Genomic DNA, 18,153 nt, shown 5'->3' with positions numbered 1-18,153 from the left:
TGCTGCTGATTGCCGCATTTGTCTGGTGGCAGAACGAGCGCGACGCTTCGCTGCCTCACAGGAAGAAATAACACTCGTTCCTTCCCCGCTTGCCTAGCGCCTAAGCGCCCCCTATCTCTGGCACTCCTCGCCTCACAACCGGAGTGCTTCCTTGGCCACCTCCCGCCTATCGCCTTTCGCCAATCTTCCCGCCGCTCCCGTTGCGCCCAAGAAGCCGGTCTCCGATACCCGCCACGGCATTACCCGCACCGACAACTATGCCTGGTTCCGGGCCGATAGCTGGCAGGCGATGTTCAAGGATCCGTCGCTCCTCGATCCGGAAATCCGCAAACATCTGGAGGCCGAGAACGCCTATATGGAAGCGGCCATGGGCGACACGGCCGAGCTGCAGAAAAAGCTGTTTGCCGAAATGCGCGGCCGCATCAAGGAAGACGACAGCTCCGTGCCGATGAAGGACGGGGCCTTTGCCTACGGAACGCTTTATGTCACCGGCGGCGAGCAGCCGCATTATTTTCGCACGCCGCGCGATGGCGGCGAAAAGCACCTCCTGCTCGACGGCGACAAGGAAGCGGTAGGCAAGGATTATTTCCGGCTTTCCGGCATCGACCACGCAAGCGACCATTCCCGCGGCATCTGGGGTTATGACGACAAGGGTTCGGAATATTTCACCCTGCGCATCCGCGACCTCGCGACGGGAGAGGATCTTGCCGACGTGGTCGAAAATACCGGCGGCGGCGGCATCTGGGCGCCTGACGGCAAGAGCTTCTTCTATACGCTGCAGGACGAGAACCACCGCCCCTCGAAAGTCTTCCACCACATTGTCGGCCAGCCGCAATCGGAAGACCGCCTGGTCTATGAGGAGGAGGACCCGGGCTTCTTCATGGGCGTCGGCGGATCGCTGCTCGACGACTTCATCTATATCGACATCCACGACCACGAGACATCGGAATACCGGCTGCTCTCGACCAAGGACCTGACCGCCGAGCCGGCGCTGGTCGCCGAACGTGAGGAAGGCATCGAATATTCGATGACCGAAGGCGGCGACGTCTTCTATATCCTCACCAATGACGGCGACGCCAAGGATTTCAAGATCTGCCAAACGCCCGTGACGGCGCCGGGCAAGCAGAACTGGACCGAGGTCGTGCCGCACGAGCCGGGCCGGCTGATCATCAGCCACGTGGCGTTCGCCCGTTATCTGCTGTGGCTGCAGCGCAAGGACGGTCTGCCGCAGATCATCATCCGCGACCGGACGACCGGCGAGGAACATGCGATCGCCTTTGCGGAAGAGGCCTATTCGCTCGGCCTGCAGGGTGCCGCCGAATATGACAGCGACGTCATCCGCTTTTCCTATTCGTCGATGACGACGCCGAGCCAGCTCTACGACTACGACATGAGGACCCGCGAGCGGGTGCTTCTGAAGACCCAGGAAGTGCCGTCGGGCCACAATCCCGACGACTACGTCACCCGCCGGGTGATGGCGCCGGCGCATGACGGCGAGTTGGTGCCGGTCTCGCTGCTCTACCGGAAAGATACGCCGCTCGATGGCTCGGCCCCCTGCCTGCTTTACGGCTACGGCGCCTACGGGATCACCATTCCGGCCGGGTTCTCGACCAACAACCTGTCGCTCGCCGATCGCGGCTTCGTTTATGCCATCGCCCATATCCGCGGCGGCAAGGACAAGGGGTTCGCCTGGTACGAAACCGGCAAGATGGAATTCAAGGAAAACACGTTCAAGGACTTCATCGCCGCCGCCGACCATCTGGTGGCCCAGGGCTTTACCTCCTACGATAACATCATCGCCGAAGGCGGTTCGGCCGGCGGCATGCTGATGGGCGGCATCGCCAACATGGCGCCGGAAAAATTCGCCGGCATCATTGCCGCCGTACCCTTTGTCGATGTGCTCAACACCATGCTCGACGACACGCTGCCGCTCACCCCACCGGAATGGCCGGAATGGGGCAACCCGATCGAAAGCCTCGAAGAATACCAGTGGATCGCCGCCTACTCGCCTTACGACAATGTCGAGGCGAAACCCTATCCGCCGATCCTTGCCATTTCCGGCCTGACAGACCCGCGCGTCACCTACTGGGAACCGACCAAGTGGGTTGCGAAGGTCCGCGAATTTTCTACCGGCAGCGCACCGATCCTCTTGAAGACCAACATGGCAGCCGGGCATGGCGGCAAATCGGGACGCTTCCAGCGGCTGGAAGAGATCGCCTTCGAATATGCGTTTGCGATCAAGGTGGCGGGGAAGGTGTAGAGGTCTGCCAGCGAGGGTGTGCCGTGTTCCTGAAAGCATGTCCGGCAACTCCGGAACATAAGGATTGCTAGCGTTTGGGAGGAGAAGAAATGACCGTCTACATTGCCCTGCTCCGCGCGGTGAACGTCGCCGGCACGGCACTCCCAATGACCGAACTCAAGGCGATCTGCGAAACCCTCGGCTTCACGGACGTGAAAACCTATATCCAGAGCGGCAATGTGCTGTTCCGGTCCGACGAGACGGAGGCCAAGGTCGCCGAGAAGCTTGATGAAGCGCTGGGCGGGAAACTGGGCAAAAAGCCGGGCGTGATGGTGCGCTCGACGCGGGAGATGGAGGCGATTGCCGAAAACGCGCCCTTCCCCCATGCCCAGCCGAATTTTCTGCTCGTGCATTTCCTGCCCGAAAAGGCCCCGAACGATGCACTCGACAAGATGGTCGCGCCGGATGGCGAGGAGGCGGTCGTCGCCGGGCGCGAGATCTATGTCCACTATCCGGTCGGCTCGGGCAAATCGAAGCTGAAGCTTCCGGCCCTGAAACCGGGCACGTCGCGCAATCTCAACACGGTCCGCAAGCTCGCCGAAATGGCCCGCGCAATGGAAGGCTGACCGGCCGATGGCGGGCATCGTCATTCCGATCGTCCGCCATGCTGTCGTCCTTGAGGTCCCGGGCGTGGCTCAGACTTCGCCCGCCAGAGCGACTTTCCCTTGAGCGGCTAGGGAGCCCCAGGGCGATATCCGACAGGTTTATCAGCGACTGGAACGGATGCGGAACGCGCCGAACAGCCGTTCATTGTCATTTTTTTGTCAAGCCCCTGCCGTCAATCGGCAACCTCGGACGCAAGCCTCGCGCAAGCTTCGTGCGTTAACTATTTGTTAACCATTCTGAACACGGGCGTTGCGCCATGAAGATCGATAGCGGCCTCAACGGCTATTATTATCCCAACCGGGCACAAGAGATGGACCGGAAAGTCGAGGAAGCGCCTCAGCGTGAAGCTGCGGCATTCCAGCGGTCTCCCAATGCCTTGACGGGAAGCGCCACGCTGCTGTCGTCTTCGCTTGCCAATGCGCTCTGGGTCATGGAAATCGACGACGCGGGCTCAGCAAACGTCGACACGCAGGGCCGATCAGCGCCCCAGGACTGGGTCGAAGATCGCTATCAGGAATTCGCGGAATTCTAAGACATCCCGCTACGCCGTTCTGGCGGGCGTGACTTCCACCGTGACATGCGACAGATCCCGAATGCCCCGGAGCTTATCCTTGTAGAAGGACGGCGCCTGGGGTTTCGGCGTGACCAGCGCGACGATCGCCGCATGGTGCCCCGGACCAAGCTGCCAGACATGCAGGTCCGAAATCCTGTCCTCCTCCGTCTCGACGCTCCGGCGAATCCTGCCGGCCAGTTCCGCGTCATCCGGTTGCGCATCCAGCAATATCGTCGCCGTCACGCGGATCAGCCCCCAGGACCAGCGCGCGATCACCAGACCGCCGACCACGCCCATGACCGGATCCAGCCAGGCCCAGCCATAGGACCGGCCGAGAATGAGCGCGACGATCGCCAGAACCGAGGTCAGCGCGTCGGCGAGGACATGCAGATAGGCGGCGCGCAGATTGTGGTCCTTGGCAGCCCCGTGCGCATGGGCGCCATGGTGACCGTGATGTCCATGATGGCCGCCGTCATGGGCATGGCCGCCGTGATGAGACCGGCCATGATCCTCCCGCAGCAGCCAGGCGCTGAGCAGGTTGACCGCGAGCCCGACCACGGCGACGAGGATCGCCTGATCGAAATCGATCGCCACCGGATTGGCGAGGCGGACAAAACTCTCCCAGGCGATCAGCAGCGCGATCAGGGCGAGCACGATGGCGCTTGCGAAGCCGGCGAGATCGCCAAGCTTGCCGGTGCCGAACGTGTAGCGCGGATTGCGGGCCTGGCGGCGGGCATAGAGATAGGCGAGCGCCGCAATCAGCATGGCGCCGGCATGGGTGGACATGTGCCAGCCGTCGGCGGTCAGCGCCATCGAGCCGAAGATCGAGCCGGCAACGATTTCCGCCACCATCATCGTCGCCGTCAGCGCGATCACCAGCCAGACCTTGCGCTCGTTGCGCTCATGGTCGGCGCCCAGAAACACGTGCTCATGCTTCAGCTCCTCGATGGAATCGGGCATGGTCTTCTCCTTCGTCGCAATCAGCGGATATAGGTGCGGAGCGCGTCGGCGAGTTCGTCGACCGCCTGCGCCCTCTGTTTCTCGTCATCGGCATGCAGGACATGCTCGCGCAGATGATCCTCCATGACCTCACCGGTGAGCCCGGAAAGCGCGCCACGGATCGATGCGAGCAATTGCAGCACCTCGCCGCAGGGCGCCTCGGCTTCCAGCGCCCGCTCGACCGCCTCCATCTGCCCCTTCAGCCGGCGCACCCGCGCCAGAAGCTTTGCCTGTTCCCGAATGGTATGCGCCACGAGCGTCTCCATGTTAATATAGGGGGGTACCCTATATCCCGATGCGCTGCCGGCACAAGTCAAAATCCGAAAGCTCCGTGCAGGTTTCGGGACCTAAGCCGCTAGTGGTCTCACACGGGGGAGAGTCGCGATGACGACAATTGGAAGCACCAATCCTTATTACGCATCTCTTTACGGTATCCTTGGCAAGAACGGCGGCGACAAGAATGCTTCGGGAAACGCCAACGACTACGCGGCGCCGCGGCAGTCGGTCTCGGGCGGCATAACCGGCAGCGATACGGTGTTCGGCGCAAAGCTGGCAGATAGCCTCTGGACGATGGAAAGCCAGGGCGCCGAGGTCGATCAGGACGCCGGCGACACCTGGCTTGGCGAGGCGCCTTCGACGAAATACGAGGACGAGTTCATGGATCTGGCCAAGAAGACCCTGGCCGAGCGCATTCGCGAACAGTATCTCAAGGACAAGGATCTTACCGAAGACGATCTCAAGACCATGTCGGCGGAAGACCGCGAGGCGATCGAGGCGGATATCCGCAAGGCGATCCTCGAGGCCATGGGCGTCAACGGTCAGAAGCAGGAAACCGCGATGGACATGGGCGGCGACCCTGCTGCACTGGCACAGGGCAATGCGCAGAAGCAGCAGTTGCAGAACGGTACCAAGGACGATCCGCGGTTCTCCCTGTAAGGTTATAAAGCTTTCGGCGGCTGCGGCCTTGTCAGTCAGGGCTGTAGCCGTTTTACGTTGGGCGATCGGCGCCATGCCCCCGCTTGCCTTCATGCCGGTGACTGACTAGATAATTCCTCCAGTGACTAGAGCTTCAAGAGGGAATTTTCAGCCATGCTGTCGATCGGCGATCTTTCGAAACGCACCGGCGTCAAGGTGCCGACCATCCGTTATTACGAGCAGATGGGCCTTATCGAAGCGGCCGAACGTTCGGAAGGCAACCAGCGGCGATATGAGCGGCACGACCTCGAGCGGCTCGCCTTCATCCGCCATGCCCGCGACCTCGGCCTCGATATTCCGGCGATCCGCGAACTGATCGCGCTCAGCCAGCACCCCGACCTCCCTTGCGTCAACGCCGACAGGATCGCCGCCGATCATCTGATCGCCGTTCGCGAAAAGATCGAAAAGCTGAAGAAGCTGGAACACGAACTCGAACGGATCATCTCACACTGCGACGGCCATTCGATCGAGGATTGTTATGTGATCCGGGCGCTATCGGACCACGGGCTGTGCGAGGGGGAGCATTGAGAGCGGGTCAGAGGCGTTCTTCGAGAATCTCGGTGGTTGCCAAGCGGCCGTTGTAGAAGAAGCCTAAAATGACGACCTGTTCCTGCTGAACGACGAAGGCGATGCTGAGGCTGCGACGATAACCTATGATCCGCAGCCCCGGAACAGGTCCTTCGCGGGCAGTTCCCCGCTCGGGAAATTCGGCCATGTCCTCAACGAATTTACGGATGCCGACAACGTAATTCCAGGCGACGGGCGGACCTGCCCGATCGGCGATGTAGTCATACAGCGCGTCGAGTTCTTCCTCAGCCTTTTCGTGAATGATGATCGTGCGCCGCATCGCCTATTTGGCTTTCGCCACGCGAGCATGATGCTTGGCTTCAAGCCGAGCGAAAGCGGTATCAAGCGGCACGCCTTTCGAAGCATCGGCCTGCAACTCCTCGAAACGCGAGGGAATTTCGTCGCGAAGCCACTTATCCCGAGCCTCTTCGAAATCCTCGAGCATGCGCAGACCGGCGCGCACGACTTCGCTCGCGTTGTTATAACGTCCCGACTCCAGCTGCTTCTTGATAAAGCGCTCATAATGCTCGTTCAGTGCTATGCTGGCCATGATGTTTTACCCTCCTACGGACAGCGAGAATGTAACATCTATTGTTATTATATGATACCTAGCTGTTGCCAGTATGGGCCATGCCCTGCCAGTCTAATAACCTGGATTCAACCAGTGACCGGGGCATGGCGGAGGCGATCATGGCGGCGGCCAGCCGTTTCGAGGATGGTGCTTGACAAGATTTGAGATCGGGAGCATCTAGGCGCCATGATCAACGCGCGCACAACCATCGCCTGCTCGTATTTTTGGGCCTTCCTTTAAAGGGCGGCTCGACAGATCACCATGTCAACAAGCCGCCGTCAGGCGGCTTTGTTGTTTCAAACGGCACCTGACGGCGAGAAGACCGAAAAAGGATGCCGGAAATGACTGAGGATACCGATATTACCCTGCCTCGCCCGTCGGTCGTGACGATCCGCAACGCGAAATCGCGCGACCTGCCGGAACTCAACGAGATGATCGCGCTGCTCGCCGCGCATCACAACGATCCCGCCGGCATCACCCCTGAAAAGCTCGAGCGCGACCTGTTCGGCGCGATGCCATGGATCAGCGCGCTTGTCGCCGATACCGGCTCGGACCTGATCGGCTACGCCATCCTCGTGCCGCTCTACCGGGCGCAGGAAGGCACCCGCGGCATGGACCTGCACCATCTCTTCGTGCGCGACGGCCATCGCGGCCATGGCATCGGCCAGCACCTGGTCACGCGTGCCCGCGAGATCGCCAAGAATGCCGGCTGCGACTATCTTTCGGTCAGCGCCGCCACCGGCAATTTCGCCGCCCACCGCTTCTACGAACACATGGATTTCAAGCCGCGCCCGGTCACCGGCATGCGCTATACGCAGGCGCTGGCGTGATATCCGCGGCCGAGGCCTATCCGGCGGCCTTGGCCAGGATTTCGCCTGCCCATTCGTTGAGGCTCTTTCCAGCAAGCTCGGCTGCCTTTGCGGCTCGGGCATGCACGTCGGGGTCGATGCGAAACATCACCCGGCCGGAATAGGGCTTGTGCGGCGATCTTCCGAGCCGCTCACAGGTTTCCAGATAATCGTCGACCGCCTCGTGGAAGGCGGTCTTGAGATCGGCGACGGAATCGGCGTGAAAGCCGATGACATCGGCAATGCCGGCGATGTGCCCGACAAAAATCTCATCTTCGGCATCGAATTCGATACGGGCCGAGTATCCCTTATATTCCAAGACATTCATGGCTCTATTCCTAACTGAGACAGAAAAAGCCGCGCATCCTTGATCTGATATCGCTTCGCTTCCTTATCCGGGTGGGGTCGATGGAAGAACGCGACCAGTCCGTCTTTTTCAAAACGAACTCGCGAGCCATTGCCCTCCAGCAGACGGCATCCAATGGCGATCAAAAGATTTTCGACGTCGCTCCAATCGATGGACGGCGACACCGGATCCCGAAATATGGCGCCAAGCGTCTTGCGCTGCTTGCTGTTCATGCTAGCACTTTAATCCATGCTAGCAGATTTTGCAAGCAATCCACCTACCGCGCCGGCACCGCCTTCAGATAGGCGGCGATTGCCTCAAGATCGCCTTTCGGCAGATGCGCGAGGTTCTGCTGCACTTCGACCATGGAGCCGCCGACGGTGTCGAAATCCGGGGTGAAACCGGTTTCGAGGTATCCGGCGATGTCGCTCTCGCTCCATGAGGCGATATCCTTCGAGCCCGGCGTGATGTTCGGGATGGTTCCCTTGCCTTCCGGGTTCGGGCCGCCGGCGAGCCAGCGGTCGGGGAGAAAACCGCCCGTCGCGTCGCGCGGCGTATGACATTCGCCGCAATGGCCGGGACCTTCGACCAGGAACTGGCCGCGCTTGACCTTGTCGTCGGCAGAGGCAAGCTGCACGCGCGGCTGGTCGTTGAAATACAGGAATTTCCATCCGCCGACCGCCAGCCGGATATTAAAGGGGAACGGCAGTTCGTGCGGCGGCGCGACGTTGGTGCTCGCCGGCAGGGTCTTCAGGTATCCGAAGAGATCGTTGATGTCCCTGGCCGAGAGCCTCGAATAGGAGCCGTAGGGGAAGGACGGAAAGAGGTGTTCGCCGTCCGGCCCGACGCCGCGGGTCGTGGCATTGCCGAACTGCGCCAAGGTCCAGTTGCCGATGCCGGCATTCGGATCGGGCGAGATATTGGGAATATGGAACGTGCCGAACGGGCTCGGCAGCGGCCTGCCGCCGGACAGAACCTTCAGCGCGTCGCCGGTGGCGCCGGTCGCGGCATGACAGCTCGAACAGCCGCCGGCCCAGAAGAGCTGCTCGCCCTTGGCAAGATCCGGCGCGCCGAGGCCCGCCCAATGGGAATCCGGATAGGGATCAGGTTTGGTCAGCGCCCAGGCCGAGGCGGCACCCGCCGCGATCACCACGACGCCCGCCGCCAGGATTTTGGACCATATCGATGCCATCGCCTTCCTCCTCCGGCGTCACTCTGCAATGCAAGGACGGCCGCAGAAAGCTGCGGCCGTCCCATATGCTAAGACAGGGCCGCGATCACTTCAGGCGAAAATTCTGGTGGCAGGTGCTGCAGTTGCCACCGAGCGTCTGCAGCGCCTTGCCGACAGCGGCCTGGTCTGCCGGCATGGAAGCCAGAACAGCCTCCGCATCGGAGCCGAGCTTCTGGGCGTTCCCTCGGAATTCGGCGTTCTTTTCCCAGATGGCCGGTGCCGCCTTGGTCTTGTCGCCGGTCTCGGAGCCCGCCGGGAACTGATCCGGGAAGGCCTTGATATTGGTGCTGATCGTGGTCAGCGCCGTGCGCACGGCAGCCTGGTCATACGGCTTTTCGCCCTTGGCGATCCCGCCGAGCGCGCCGGCTGCGCCGCCGATACCCTTCATCAGTGCCTGGCGCTTGGCAATCGGCGTTTCCTGCGCGGTCACTGCCGTAAAGCCAAGACAGAGTACGGCCGCGGCGGCGGCAATCAATTTAAACTTCATCCATTCCTCTCCTCATCGAGCCGGTCATGCCGGCGCATTTTAGCAACCTCATGATTGCCGGCTTATGCGTTTGAAAAAAGTAACTTTTCTGTCATGAGGCCGCGAGCGTTCCGCCTGTTGCCGGGCAGGCACGGAATGTGAAGGAGATATGTCTCGCCGAGACTGCTAAGCCGTCCTTCAGGCCATCACCCCTTCCCAGAGCGTCAGCATGGAAACGGCAAGCAATAGGAGGCCGGCGATCCGCCCGACCCAGATCGTCGCGCTGCCATTGCCGACCAGGAACTGTCGCGCGTGGCCGGCGGCGACGGCGAGGCCGCCATAGATCGCGAGCTGGGTCGCAGCCGTCATCGCCGCCATGATTGTCGCCTGCGGGGCGAGCGGCCCGAAATCCGGCCGCAGGAACTGCGGATAGACGGCGAGCATGAACAGATAGGCCTTGGGATTGATCAGGCAGGTGACCGCGCCGCGCCGGAACGCTTCCCAGTTCGACCGCGTGTCCGCCGGGCCGACATGATCAACGGTGATCGAACTGCGGATCAGGCTGACGCCGATCCAGGCCATGTAGAGCGCGCCGGCGATCAGCAGCGGCTTGAACAGGACCGGCATCAGGCTTGCGAGCAGGCCGACGCCGACCGCGCCGTAAAGCGAGTGCACCAGCCCGCCGGCGATGATGCCGGCGGTGGCGGCAAGCCCCGCCGTGCGGCCGCGGGTCAGCGAGTTGGCGAGCACGAAGATCATGTCCATGCCCGGCACGACGATGATGCCGAACAGGAGGGTGAAAAAGAGCCAGAGGTTTTCGGTGTAGGTCATGTCAGTTTCTTGAGCCTCGCAATGTCGGCTTCGAATGCCGAAGCCTTGTTTTTCAACCGGATATGCGGTCCTATACGGCAGCCCAACTGACAGCGTATTGTCAGTAGCGATCATCCGGCCACAAGGAAAACCGGCATGCGCAAGGCCTCGCGCCTGTTCGAGATCATCCAGATCCTCCGGCTTGCCAGAAAGCCGGTGACGGCGGCGGAAATCGCCTTGCAGCTGGAAGTGACGGTGCGCTCGATCTACCGGGATATCGCGGCGCTGCAGGCGATGCGGGTGCCGATCGAGGGCGGGCGCGGCATCGGCTATATCCTGCGCCCCGGCTTCACACTGCCGCCGCTGATGCTGTCGATCGAGGAGACGGAGGCGATCGTGCTCGCCCTGGCACTGCTGGAACGGACCGGGGACACGGAGCTGCGGCAGGCGGCTAAGCAGGTCAACCGCAAGATCGCCGCCGTGGTGCCGGCGCCGCTTGCCGGCACGTTTTCCGCCAATGCGCTGCATGCCTGGGGCTCGATCGCGCCGGTGCCGGACGCGCTCGACCTTGCGATGGTGCGCCGGGCGATCCGCGACGAACAGAAGCTGGCACTCGACTACCGCGACGAATATGCCCGGGCCACGGAACGGACGATCCGGCCGGTGGCGCTGATCTACTACTCGCAGACGGCCAATATCGTCGCCTGGTGCGAACTCCGGCAGGCAATCCGCAATTTCCGCGCCGACCGGGTGGAGCATTGCGAACTCGCCGACGGCTTCTTCCGCGGCGAAGGCGAAAACCTGCGGTCGCTCTGGGTTCAGGGTTGGACCAGTCCGCCGATGTGAACGACCGGTATCCCGTGACCTTCGCCCTCCCCTGACAGTTGGCGGCTTTGTCCCTATGGTGCCCCCGCTTCGTCAGGAAACAGCAGGGCATGGGAGACATCGAATGCGTAGGGCCATTATCGTCTGGGGCGGATTGAAGATCCATGAGCCGGAGGAATGCGCCGGCATTGTCGGCAGTATCCTTCGGGAGGACGGTTTTGCGGTCGAGATCACCGGGGATCTCGGCATCTTCGGCTCCCAGACCATCGCCGCTGCCGACCTGCTGGTGCCGATCATTACCGGCGAAAAGCTGGAAAGGGTGGATGCCCATGCGCTTGTCGAGGCGGTGCGTGGCGGGCTCGGGCTTAGCGGCCACCACGGGGCGCTTGCGACCTCCTTCAAGGAGAGTGCGGCCTTCCGTTATCTTGCCGGGGTCACCTGGGTGGCGCATCCCGGCAACATCATCGACTACCGCGTCAACGTCACTCGCCCCAACGACCCGGTGATGCAGGGCATTGCGGATTTCGACTACCGCTCGGAGCAGTATTACCTGCATTACGATCCGTCGGTCGAAATCCTCGCGACGACGACCTTTTCAGGCGAATATGACGAGGCGGTGCGCAATGTGACGATGCCCGTCGTCTTCAAGCGCCATTTTGGCAAGGGACGGATCTTCTATTCGGCGCTCGGCCATGTGGCGGCCGAATTCGAGCATCCGCATATGCGCAGCATCCTGCGGCGCGGGCTTTCCTGGGCCGCGCGCGGCTGAGCCTCTCCGGCCTTAAAGAGCGAGAGTGCGGCTTTCCTCGCGGCCATGGCCGATGATCTCGATGCGGTCGGCGAAGATCTCGACGACGGCGAAGGTGTTTTCCGCCTTGGTATCAACCATGCCTTTGAAGTTCACATACCAGGTGTTTCCGGCGCGGCCGAGATTGCCGACGTGGTTATGGCCGTTCAGATAGGCGATGACATTGCCGGAGCGAGCGAAGAGATCGGTCAGCCGCTCGGCACTCCAGAGATTGTGCTCGTTTTCGGGGTAAAGCGGATAGTGGCCCATCACCACGACCTTCTCGTCCGCAGCACTTGCCCACGCAAGCACCGCCTCCAGCCAGGCGAACTGCCCGTCGCCGATGCCGCCGTTCCATTCCTTGGCGTTGATCGCGCCTTCGGTAAGCAGTGTTTCCAGCCGCCGCTGCGCCAAAGCGTGGCGCAGATGGCCTTCCGGGGTTGAAAACAGGCTGATCTCGTTGCCGTCGATCACCACGAAGCGAAAGCCACCGCGGGCAAAATCGTGCCAGGCGGCGGGCATGCCGAGCCGTTTGTGGACATCGCCAAGTTTCGCCGGCGCAACGAAAAAATCGTGGTTGCCCGGCATCAGAAAGCTTTCATGGCGCAGGCCCTGATAGGCGGCAAGCACCGGATCGTAGCTCTCCCAGCCCCGGTCGATGAGATCGCCGAGCGTCACCACGAAGGAGAGATCCTCGCCGTTCAACACGCCGATCGCCTGGCGCAGCTTGTCGAGGCTGCTCGCGTAATAACGCTCCATCTCCAGCCATGGCGGCAGGTCGGCATATTGCGGATCGGCGATCACACCGAAGCGGAGGAGAGGTTTTTCGTGGGGCATTTCGCGGAGTTAGTCGGTGGTTGTGACAGGCGTGTGACGATTGGCATCCTTCAAGCGATCACCGTGCCCTGATGAAAGACGATCTTCCAGCCGGTCGCAGTGCTCCTCCAGAACGTGGACCGCCGGCTGAGGCGGTCCGGCTCTTCCAGGATATACGACAGATGGTAGAGGTCGTCGGCGAGGCGGCTGATGGTGAAATCCCGGCAGGGCCAGTTATGCTGTTCCTGTGTGCGGTATCGCTCAAGAAGAGTGGCGATGACGAAATCCCGGCCGTAGACCCTGCCGCTCGCGCCGATCTCCCAGAACGTCTCTTCGGTCATGGCTTCCAGCGCCTCACGGCTGGTGCCTAATTCGCGGCGATGGAAGATCGGCTCGCGGGCGGCGAGCTCTGCCAAGATCATCTCTATCGATTGCTCGTCCATAACCTGCTTCCCTGCTGCTTTCCGCCCCGACGGCCGAGTTCAAAAACAAAAACACCCGGCGCCTTGCGACACCGGGTGTGATCCTCGGGTTAAACCCGAGGATGACGGCGGTTGGCCGGATTACTTCGTGGCGGCTTCGTAGCGCTCGAGGACGTAGTCCCAGTTGATCAGGCTGTCGACGAAGGCTTCGAGGTATTTCGGGCGAGCGTTGCGGTAGTCGATGTAATAGGAATGTTCCCAGACGTCGACGCCGAGGATCGGCTCGGCACCGTGAACCAGCGGGTTCTCGCCGTTCGGGGTCTTGGAGATGACGAGCTTGCCGTCCTTCACCGAAACCCAGGCCCAGCCGGAGCCGAACTGGGTCGTGCCGGCAGCGATCAGGTCGGCCTTGAACTTGTCGTACCCGCCGAGATCGGAGGCGACTGCCGCTTCGAGCTTGCCCGGCAGCTTGGTGCCGCCGCCGCCCTTCTTCATCCACTTCCAGAAATGGACGTGGTTGTAGTGCTGGGCAGCATTGTTGAAGAGGCCCTGGTTGGTGCCGAAGGACTTCTTGACGACTTCCTCGAGCGACAGATCGGCCAAGCCGGCTTCGGCAGCAAGCTTGTTGCCGTTGTCGACATAAGCCTTGTGGTGCTTGTCGTGGTGGAATTCGAGCGTCTCTTTCGACATGAAGGGCGAAAGAGCTTCGTAGTCGTAGGGGAGTTCGGGAAGTTCGAAGGCCATTGGTCTACTCCTTGTTCGGCAGCTACCTGGGTTCGGCAGATACCTGGGCATAGCGTCGTGCGGGAACATAGGAGCGGAGGGGCCAAGAGGCAACGGTGAACTTGCCAAAAATCAAGCCGATCGGGTGAAGAAGTTGCGGAAATTTCGAGATACAAGAAACGGGCCAGATCACGATTCGGAGCCTGTTCGATGAAGACCACTTTTGCTCTTGCCGCCGCCCTCCTCGCATCCAGCGTCCCTGCCGCGCATGCCTCCTCGGACGACGCATGGTCCGGTTTCCAGGCCGAGGTCGCCAAGGCCTGCGTGTCCGCCGCCAGGGGGCTGATCGAGAACGGCAAGGCTCTCGTCGATCCCTTCGGCAGCCAGAGCTACGGGCTGGCCGTCGTCTCCGGCAAGGCGGTCGGTGCCAAGGTGACGATCAGCGCCCTCTGCGCCTTCGACAAGAAAACCCGCAAGGCCGAGATCGGCGGCGAAATCTCCGCCGACAAGCTGGCGGTGAAGGCGGGGAAGTAGTTCGCGGCCGTGCCCGTCCGGCTCTCCGCCGGCATCAGGTGCAGGTCCAAAGAGGATGCGATCCCTTGTCGGGTCGATGCAACCCTGCATCCAACCGTCGGAGGTCATTCCGTTTTTTTCGAATGGCCGAGGGAAAATCCTCTGATTTGCCCGGCGGTAAAACGGGAACCTTTCTTCGCGCCTGCGAATTGAAAGCGAACGCCCTTGGCAAAGAGGAGGCTGCATGTCGTTCGACTTCCTGACGTCCGATTTCCTGATCTTCGTCGCCATCGGCTTTTTCGCACAGATCGTCGACGGGGCGCTCGGCATGGCTTTCGGGGTGCTGACTACGACCAGCCTGCTTGCCATCGGCGTCGCGCCCGCGGCTGCAAGCGCCATGACCCACGTGACCGAGTGTTTCACCACCGCCGCCTCGGGACTGTCGCATCTCTATAACCGCAATGTCGACTGGCGGCTGGTGGTCCGGCTGGCGCCGGCAGGCATGGTCGGCGGGGCGATCGGCGCCTATGTCCTGTCGAATATCGACGGCAAGGCGATCGAGCCCTTCGTCTCGGCCTACCTGATCGCCGTCGGCCTGTTCATCCTCTACAAGGCCTTTCAACCGAAATGGCCGCGCGACGTGCGCGACTGGATCGTGCCCTTCGTGGGCGGCGGGGGCGGGCTGCTCGATGCGATGGGCGGCGGCGGATGGGGGCCGATCGTGACGAGTTCGCTGCTCGGTCGCGGCCACGATCCAAAAAAGGTGATCGGTTCCACCAACCTGACCGAATTTTCCGTCACCACGGTGATTTCCGCGACTTTCATCGTGTCGCTCGGCTGGTCGGAACTCTCCTCCGCCCTCGGCCTCATCCTCGGCGGCATCCTGGCGGCGCCGATCGGCGCCTTCATTGTCCGTTACCTGCCGGTCAAACCCCTGATGATCGCCGTTTCGATGATCATCATCGGCACGGCTGCGGTCCGGCTTGTGTGAGGAGAAATAGCTGGATCACTCGGCACTGAGTTTCGTGCAGCACTGTGCCGGGAATGGTCTGGCGAAGTCTGTCACTGAAATGGCGCCCCGCCCTGCGATCTGATAAGCTTACCTGCGAACAGGAACCAACCGATGCGCCCGAACCGATCCATCACCGTTTCCATCCCGGAAGACATGGCCGAACTCGTCGAAAAGAAGGTCGCGTCCGGCGAATTTGCCGACGAGAGCGAGGTGGTCGCCGAAGGACTGCGGTATCTGGCGGATCATGATGCCGGAATAGAGAGTTGGCTGCGGGATGAAGTCATGCCGACCGTCACGGCGCATGATCCTTCCAAGGCAATTCCGATCAGCGAAGTCCGTCGGCGCATCAATGCGCATATGGATGCGCGCGACAAAGACACCCGCCTCCCCGAATGAGATACCGGGTCGTTTTCGATCCGGCAGCGGATGCCGACCTTGCCGAACTCTATGACTATATTGCTCCGAAAGCCGGCCGCGCCATTGCCCGGCGATATGTCAACGAACTCCTCGGTCACTGCGCGGCCTTCGAAACCTTTCCCGCCCGCGGCACGAAGCATGACGAATTCGGCCCCGGCATCCGCGTCGTCGGCTTCAAACGGAAGGCCAGCATCGTCTTTCGCATCGATGCCGACCTCGTGACGATCATGCGCATTCTACATCGGGGCAAAAGCCTCACCGGCGCGAACGACATCGAGGACGACGAATTCTAACTTATCGCCTGCCTCGCACGCCGCAGCCTGAAGGTTTCAGGCCTCGTCGCCGGGGGAGCGGGCCCAGTCCATGTAGAGTTCCAGCGCCTTGCGGGCGACCGGGCCTTCCTGGAGCTGGCGTTCCTCGAAGCGGTTGACCGGGACGATCTTGGAATAGTTGCCGGAGGTGAAGATCTCATCGGCATCCATGAAATCCGCGACCGTCAACGTCGTCTCGCGCACGTCGAAACCGCCGCGGCGCAGGAGGTTGATGACCCGCGCGCGGGTGATGCCGGCAAGGAAGGTGCCGTTGGCGATCGGCGTCATGATCACCCCGTCCTTGACCATGAAGATGTTCGAGGAGGCTGTCTCGGCGACATTGCCGTTCATATCGCGGGCCAGCGCATTGTCGAAGCCGCGGCTGCGGGCTTCCATGATCATGCGGCCGCTATTGGGATAAAGGCTGCCGGTCTTGGCGCCGGTCATCGCCACTTCCGGGTTGGGGCGGCGATAGGGCGAGACGGTGAGCGACGAGGGTTTGGCGGTCTGCATCGGCGCCTCGAACAGGCAGAGCGCGAAACGGGTCGATTCCGGATCGGCGGTGACGACGCTGTAAGGCATGCCGTGTTCCGACCAGTACATCGGCTTGATGTAGATCGCCGTCTTGCCATCGAATTTCTTGATGCCTTCCCAGGCGAGCGCCTCGATCTCCTCGGGCTGCATCACCGGCTTCATGCCCATGTTCGTGGCCGACCGGTTGACGCGCTGGCAATGCAGGTCGATGTCCGGCGCAATGCCGTCGAACCAGCGGGCGCCGTCGAACACGGTGGAGCCGAGCCACATCGCATGCGAGGTGGGGCCGATCAGCTTCGGATTGCCCTCCAGCCATTCGCCATCCACGAACGTCCAGGTGGTGGTGCGGGGGGCGGTATTGACGGACATGGCGATCTCCTCGGTCATTCTCGGGGTCATTCTGGCGCTTCAAAATTGCGGGTGAGTGAAGTCCGGCGCCGCCGCCGAGGTCAAGCGATAATATGAAATGGATCATCACAAAAATTGATATTTTTGCCCATGGAGACCAGCGTGTCGGAGTGCCATGTTCCATCGAAACGAACACTCGAGGAAGACGCTCATGGCATGGTCGGCGGAACAATATGTGAAATTCGAGGATGAGCGGACGCGGCCGGCGCGCGATCTTCTGGCGCAGGTACCGTTCGGCTCGGTTGCCCGTGCCTATGACCTCGGCTGCGGCCCGGGTAATTCGACGGAGCTGATCGCGGAGCGTTTTGGGGCAACCAATGTCGCCGGGCTAGACAGCGACGACAACATGCTGGCGGCGGCCCGCAAGCGCCTGCCCGGCACGCAATTCACTAACGCCGATCTGAACACCTGGGTCCCGGAGGAGCCGGCCGACCTGCTTTACGCCAATGCGGTCTTCCAGTGGGTGCCGGACCATATTTCCGTGCTCGCCCGGTTGATGGATCACCTGAGACCCGGCGGCGTGCTCGCGGTGCAGATGCCGGACAATCTCTCCGAACCCAGCCATGTGCTGATGGAGGAAACCGGTGCGGCCGGCCCGTGGAAGGCGGCCTTCGAAGGCGGCAGGGTGCGCCGCGCGGTGCTGCCGCCGCCTGGGGCGTATTTCGACCGGCTGATGCCGAAATCCGCCCGGATCGACGTCTGGCACACGGTCTATTACCACCCGCTTGGCCATGCGCCGGCGATCGTCGAATGGGTCAGGGCGACCGGGCTGCGGCCCTATCTCGACGCCGCCGGCCCTGCCCATGCCGAAGCCTTTGCAGCCGACTACACCGCCCGCATCGCCAGGGCCTATCCGCCGATGGCCGACGGGCGGGTGCTGTTGCGTTTCCCGCGGTTCTTTATCATCGCGGTCAAGGCCTGAAGGCGGCTTCAAGGAGTGCCCGGCGGCTTCAAGGGGTGCCCGGCGGCGGGGCCAGCGGGTTCTGCTGCTGGGGCGGCGTCGCTTCTATCCGGCCATTACCGGGGTCATTCATCCAACCGATACTCAATACACAGCCGATGAGGATCAACAGCACCGCGATAAAAAGCCAACGCATCAAATTCCTCCGCCGGC

At 62.0% G+C, this 18,153-nt stretch carries 27 protein-coding genes; 13 read left to right on the top strand and 14 right to left on the bottom strand.

What is annotated here, in order from left to right; all coding sequences use genetic code 11:
• The first annotated feature begins 151 nt into the window (after window positions 1-151).
• From ACSQ3G_RS03285 to ACSQ3G_RS03275, 3 genes are all read left to right on the top strand, one after another.
• The gene (locus ACSQ3G_RS03285; protein WP_436109034.1) at window positions 152-2,260 is read left to right on the top strand and encodes a S9 family peptidase; all 2,109 of its coding nucleotides are present in this window, start codon (window positions 152-154) and stop codon (window positions 2,258-2,260) included.
• Window positions 2,261-2,349: 89 nt separating this feature from the next.
• Window positions 2,350-2,865, top strand: coding sequence for a DUF1697 domain-containing protein (locus ACSQ3G_RS03280; RefSeq protein ID WP_436109033.1), 516 nt, complete (start codon window positions 2,350-2,352; stop codon window positions 2,863-2,865).
• Between the two features lie 296 nt (window positions 2,866-3,161).
• Window positions 3,162-3,437, top strand: coding sequence for a hypothetical protein (locus ACSQ3G_RS03275; RefSeq protein ID WP_046669500.1), 276 nt, complete (start codon window positions 3,162-3,164; stop codon window positions 3,435-3,437).
• 9 nt (window positions 3,438-3,446) lie between these two features.
• Here the strand turns inward: ACSQ3G_RS03275 and dmeF are convergent, their stop codons facing one another.
• Both dmeF and dmeR read right to left on the bottom strand, forming a co-directional pair.
• On the bottom strand, window positions 3,447-4,418 hold the full coding sequence (gene dmeF / locus ACSQ3G_RS03270) for a CDF family Co(II)/Ni(II) efflux transporter DmeF (protein WP_436109032.1): 972 nt from the start codon (window positions 4,416-4,418) through the stop codon (window positions 3,447-3,449).
• Between the two features lie 20 nt (window positions 4,419-4,438).
• Complete coding sequence (gene dmeR / locus ACSQ3G_RS03265) at window positions 4,439-4,723, bottom strand: Ni(II)/Co(II)-sensing transcriptional repressor DmeR (RefSeq protein ID WP_371412011.1); 285 nt, start codon at window positions 4,721-4,723, stop codon at window positions 4,439-4,441.
• Between the two features lie 118 nt (window positions 4,724-4,841).
• Here dmeR and ACSQ3G_RS03260 point away from each other — a divergent pair, with 118 nt between their 5' ends.
• Together ACSQ3G_RS03260 and ACSQ3G_RS03255 are read left to right on the top strand one after the other, a co-directional pair.
• Window positions 4,842-5,393 (top strand): hypothetical protein, encoded by a 552-nt coding sequence (locus ACSQ3G_RS03260; protein ID WP_436109031.1) that lies wholly within the window; start codon window positions 4,842-4,844, stop codon window positions 5,391-5,393.
• A gap of 153 nt (window positions 5,394-5,546) precedes the next feature.
• Window positions 5,547-5,960 carry a MerR family transcriptional regulator gene (locus ACSQ3G_RS03255; RefSeq protein WP_105405121.1) on the top strand — a complete coding sequence of 138 codons (414 nt, stop codon included), beginning with the start codon at window positions 5,547-5,549 and terminating at the stop codon, window positions 5,958-5,960.
• 7 nt (window positions 5,961-5,967) lie between these two features.
• Here the strand turns inward: ACSQ3G_RS03255 and ACSQ3G_RS03250 are convergent, their stop codons facing one another.
• Together ACSQ3G_RS03250 and ACSQ3G_RS03245 are read right to left on the bottom strand one after the other, a co-directional pair.
• Window positions 5,968-6,279, bottom strand: a complete 312-nt coding sequence (locus ACSQ3G_RS03250) for a type II toxin-antitoxin system RelE/ParE family toxin (RefSeq protein ID WP_436109030.1) — start codon at window positions 6,277-6,279, stop codon at window positions 5,968-5,970.
• Between the two features lie 3 nt (window positions 6,280-6,282).
• Window positions 6,283-6,549: a type II toxin-antitoxin system ParD family antitoxin gene (locus ACSQ3G_RS03245; RefSeq protein ID WP_436109029.1), complete on the bottom strand. Its 267-nt coding sequence runs from the start codon at window positions 6,547-6,549 to the stop codon at window positions 6,283-6,285.
• A 362-nt stretch (window positions 6,550-6,911) separates the two neighbouring features.
• Between ACSQ3G_RS03245 and ACSQ3G_RS03240 the strand changes: the two genes are divergently transcribed.
• Window positions 6,912-7,400, top strand: a complete 489-nt coding sequence (locus tag ACSQ3G_RS03240; protein ID WP_436109028.1) for a GNAT family N-acetyltransferase — start codon at window positions 6,912-6,914, stop codon at window positions 7,398-7,400.
• Between the two features lie 16 nt (window positions 7,401-7,416).
• Here ACSQ3G_RS03240 and ACSQ3G_RS03235 read toward each other — a convergent pair whose 3' ends face one another.
• The 5 genes from ACSQ3G_RS03235 to ACSQ3G_RS03215 form a co-directional block, all read right to left on the bottom strand.
• The gene (locus ACSQ3G_RS03235; protein ID WP_436109027.1) at window positions 7,417-7,746 is read right to left on the bottom strand and encodes a type II toxin-antitoxin system HicB family antitoxin; all 330 of its coding nucleotides are present in this window, start codon (window positions 7,744-7,746) and stop codon (window positions 7,417-7,419) included.
• The gene (locus ACSQ3G_RS03230) at window positions 7,743-7,997 is read right to left on the bottom strand and encodes a type II toxin-antitoxin system HicA family toxin (RefSeq protein ID WP_038584771.1); all 255 of its coding nucleotides are present in this window, start codon (window positions 7,995-7,997) and stop codon (window positions 7,743-7,745) included. The genes ACSQ3G_RS03235 and ACSQ3G_RS03230 overlap by 4 nt, the downstream gene beginning before the upstream one ends.
• Window positions 7,998-8,041: 44 nt before the next feature.
• Window positions 8,042-8,956, bottom strand: a complete 915-nt coding sequence (locus ACSQ3G_RS03225) for a c-type cytochrome (RefSeq protein ID WP_436109026.1) — start codon at window positions 8,954-8,956, stop codon at window positions 8,042-8,044.
• A gap of 85 nt (window positions 8,957-9,041) precedes the next feature.
• Window positions 9,042-9,482, bottom strand: a complete 441-nt coding sequence (locus tag ACSQ3G_RS03220) for a c-type cytochrome (protein WP_436109025.1) — start codon at window positions 9,480-9,482, stop codon at window positions 9,042-9,044.
• A gap of 177 nt (window positions 9,483-9,659) precedes the next feature.
• Window positions 9,660-10,292 (bottom strand): LysE family translocator, encoded by a 633-nt coding sequence (locus ACSQ3G_RS03215; RefSeq protein WP_436109024.1) that lies wholly within the window; start codon window positions 10,290-10,292, stop codon window positions 9,660-9,662.
• 135 nt (window positions 10,293-10,427) lie between these two features.
• On the opposite strand from ACSQ3G_RS03215, the gene ACSQ3G_RS03210 reads away from it, so the two are divergent.
• Together ACSQ3G_RS03210 and ACSQ3G_RS03205 are read left to right on the top strand one after the other, a co-directional pair.
• Window positions 10,428-11,117 carry a helix-turn-helix transcriptional regulator gene (locus ACSQ3G_RS03210; RefSeq protein WP_436109023.1) on the top strand — a complete coding sequence of 230 codons (690 nt, stop codon included), beginning with the start codon at window positions 10,428-10,430 and terminating at the stop codon, window positions 11,115-11,117.
• Between the two features lie 103 nt (window positions 11,118-11,220).
• Window positions 11,221-11,865, top strand: coding sequence for a ThuA domain-containing protein (locus ACSQ3G_RS03205; RefSeq protein ID WP_436109022.1), 645 nt, complete (start codon window positions 11,221-11,223; stop codon window positions 11,863-11,865).
• A 12-nt stretch (window positions 11,866-11,877) separates the two neighbouring features.
• Here ACSQ3G_RS03205 and ACSQ3G_RS03200 read toward each other — a convergent pair whose 3' ends face one another.
• The 3 genes from ACSQ3G_RS03200 to ACSQ3G_RS03190 all read right to left on the bottom strand — a co-directional run bounded on the left by ACSQ3G_RS03200 (window position 11,878) and on the right by ACSQ3G_RS03190 (window position 13,865).
• Window positions 11,878-12,720 carry a metallophosphoesterase gene (locus ACSQ3G_RS03200; protein WP_436109021.1) on the bottom strand — a complete coding sequence of 281 codons (843 nt, stop codon included), beginning with the start codon at window positions 12,718-12,720 and terminating at the stop codon, window positions 11,878-11,880.
• A gap of 50 nt (window positions 12,721-12,770) precedes the next feature.
• A complete protein-coding gene (locus ACSQ3G_RS03195) occupies window positions 12,771-13,142 on the bottom strand; it encodes a nuclear transport factor 2 family protein (RefSeq protein WP_436109020.1) in 372 nt (123 codons plus the stop codon).
• 120 nt (window positions 13,143-13,262) lie between these two features.
• Window positions 13,263-13,865: a superoxide dismutase gene (locus ACSQ3G_RS03190; RefSeq protein ID WP_436109019.1), complete on the bottom strand. Its 603-nt coding sequence runs from the start codon at window positions 13,863-13,865 to the stop codon at window positions 13,263-13,265.
• A gap of 189 nt (window positions 13,866-14,054) precedes the next feature.
• Between ACSQ3G_RS03190 and ACSQ3G_RS03185 the strand changes: the two genes are divergently transcribed.
• The 4 genes from ACSQ3G_RS03185 to ACSQ3G_RS03170 all read left to right on the top strand — a co-directional run bounded on the left by ACSQ3G_RS03185 (window position 14,055) and on the right by ACSQ3G_RS03170 (window position 16,079).
• Complete coding sequence (locus ACSQ3G_RS03185; RefSeq protein WP_436109018.1) at window positions 14,055-14,378, top strand: hypothetical protein; 324 nt, start codon at window positions 14,055-14,057, stop codon at window positions 14,376-14,378.
• A 238-nt stretch (window positions 14,379-14,616) separates the two neighbouring features.
• Entirely contained in the window at window positions 14,617-15,348 is a 732-nt protein-coding gene (locus tag ACSQ3G_RS03180; RefSeq protein WP_436111660.1) for a sulfite exporter TauE/SafE family protein, read from the top strand.
• Between the two features lie 132 nt (window positions 15,349-15,480).
• A complete protein-coding gene (locus tag ACSQ3G_RS03175; protein ID WP_436109017.1) occupies window positions 15,481-15,765 on the top strand; it encodes a ribbon-helix-helix domain-containing protein in 285 nt (94 codons plus the stop codon).
• The gene (locus tag ACSQ3G_RS03170) at window positions 15,762-16,079 is read left to right on the top strand and encodes a type II toxin-antitoxin system RelE/ParE family toxin (protein WP_436109016.1); all 318 of its coding nucleotides are present in this window, start codon (window positions 15,762-15,764) and stop codon (window positions 16,077-16,079) included. The genes ACSQ3G_RS03175 and ACSQ3G_RS03170 overlap by 4 nt, the downstream gene beginning before the upstream one ends.
• Before the next feature lie 36 nt (window positions 16,080-16,115).
• On the opposite strand, the gene ACSQ3G_RS03165 is transcribed toward ACSQ3G_RS03170, so the two are convergent.
• On the bottom strand, window positions 16,116-17,000 hold the full coding sequence (locus tag ACSQ3G_RS03165; RefSeq protein WP_436111659.1) for a branched-chain amino acid aminotransferase: 885 nt from the start codon (window positions 16,998-17,000) through the stop codon (window positions 16,116-16,118).
• 190 nt (window positions 17,001-17,190) lie between these two features.
• On the opposite strand from ACSQ3G_RS03165, the gene tam reads away from it, so the two are divergent.
• Window positions 17,191-17,961 carry a trans-aconitate 2-methyltransferase gene (tam, locus tag ACSQ3G_RS03160; RefSeq protein WP_436109015.1) on the top strand — a complete coding sequence of 257 codons (771 nt, stop codon included), beginning with the start codon at window positions 17,191-17,193 and terminating at the stop codon, window positions 17,959-17,961.
• 28 nt (window positions 17,962-17,989) lie between these two features.
• Here the strand turns inward: tam and ACSQ3G_RS03155 are convergent, their stop codons facing one another.
• Window positions 17,990-18,136, bottom strand: coding sequence for a hypothetical protein (locus ACSQ3G_RS03155; RefSeq protein ID WP_172717276.1), 147 nt, complete (start codon window positions 18,134-18,136; stop codon window positions 17,990-17,992).
• Window positions 18,137-18,153 lie beyond the last annotated feature (17 nt).

Origin of the sequence: Neorhizobium tomejilense (genome assembly GCF_964254135.1) — a bacterium.
Classification (GTDB): domain Bacteria; phylum Pseudomonadota; class Alphaproteobacteria; order Rhizobiales; family Rhizobiaceae; genus Neorhizobium; species Neorhizobium tomejilense.
Note: the sequence above shows the minus strand (reverse complement) of the source record. Positions and strands in the feature narration are given on the sequence as shown.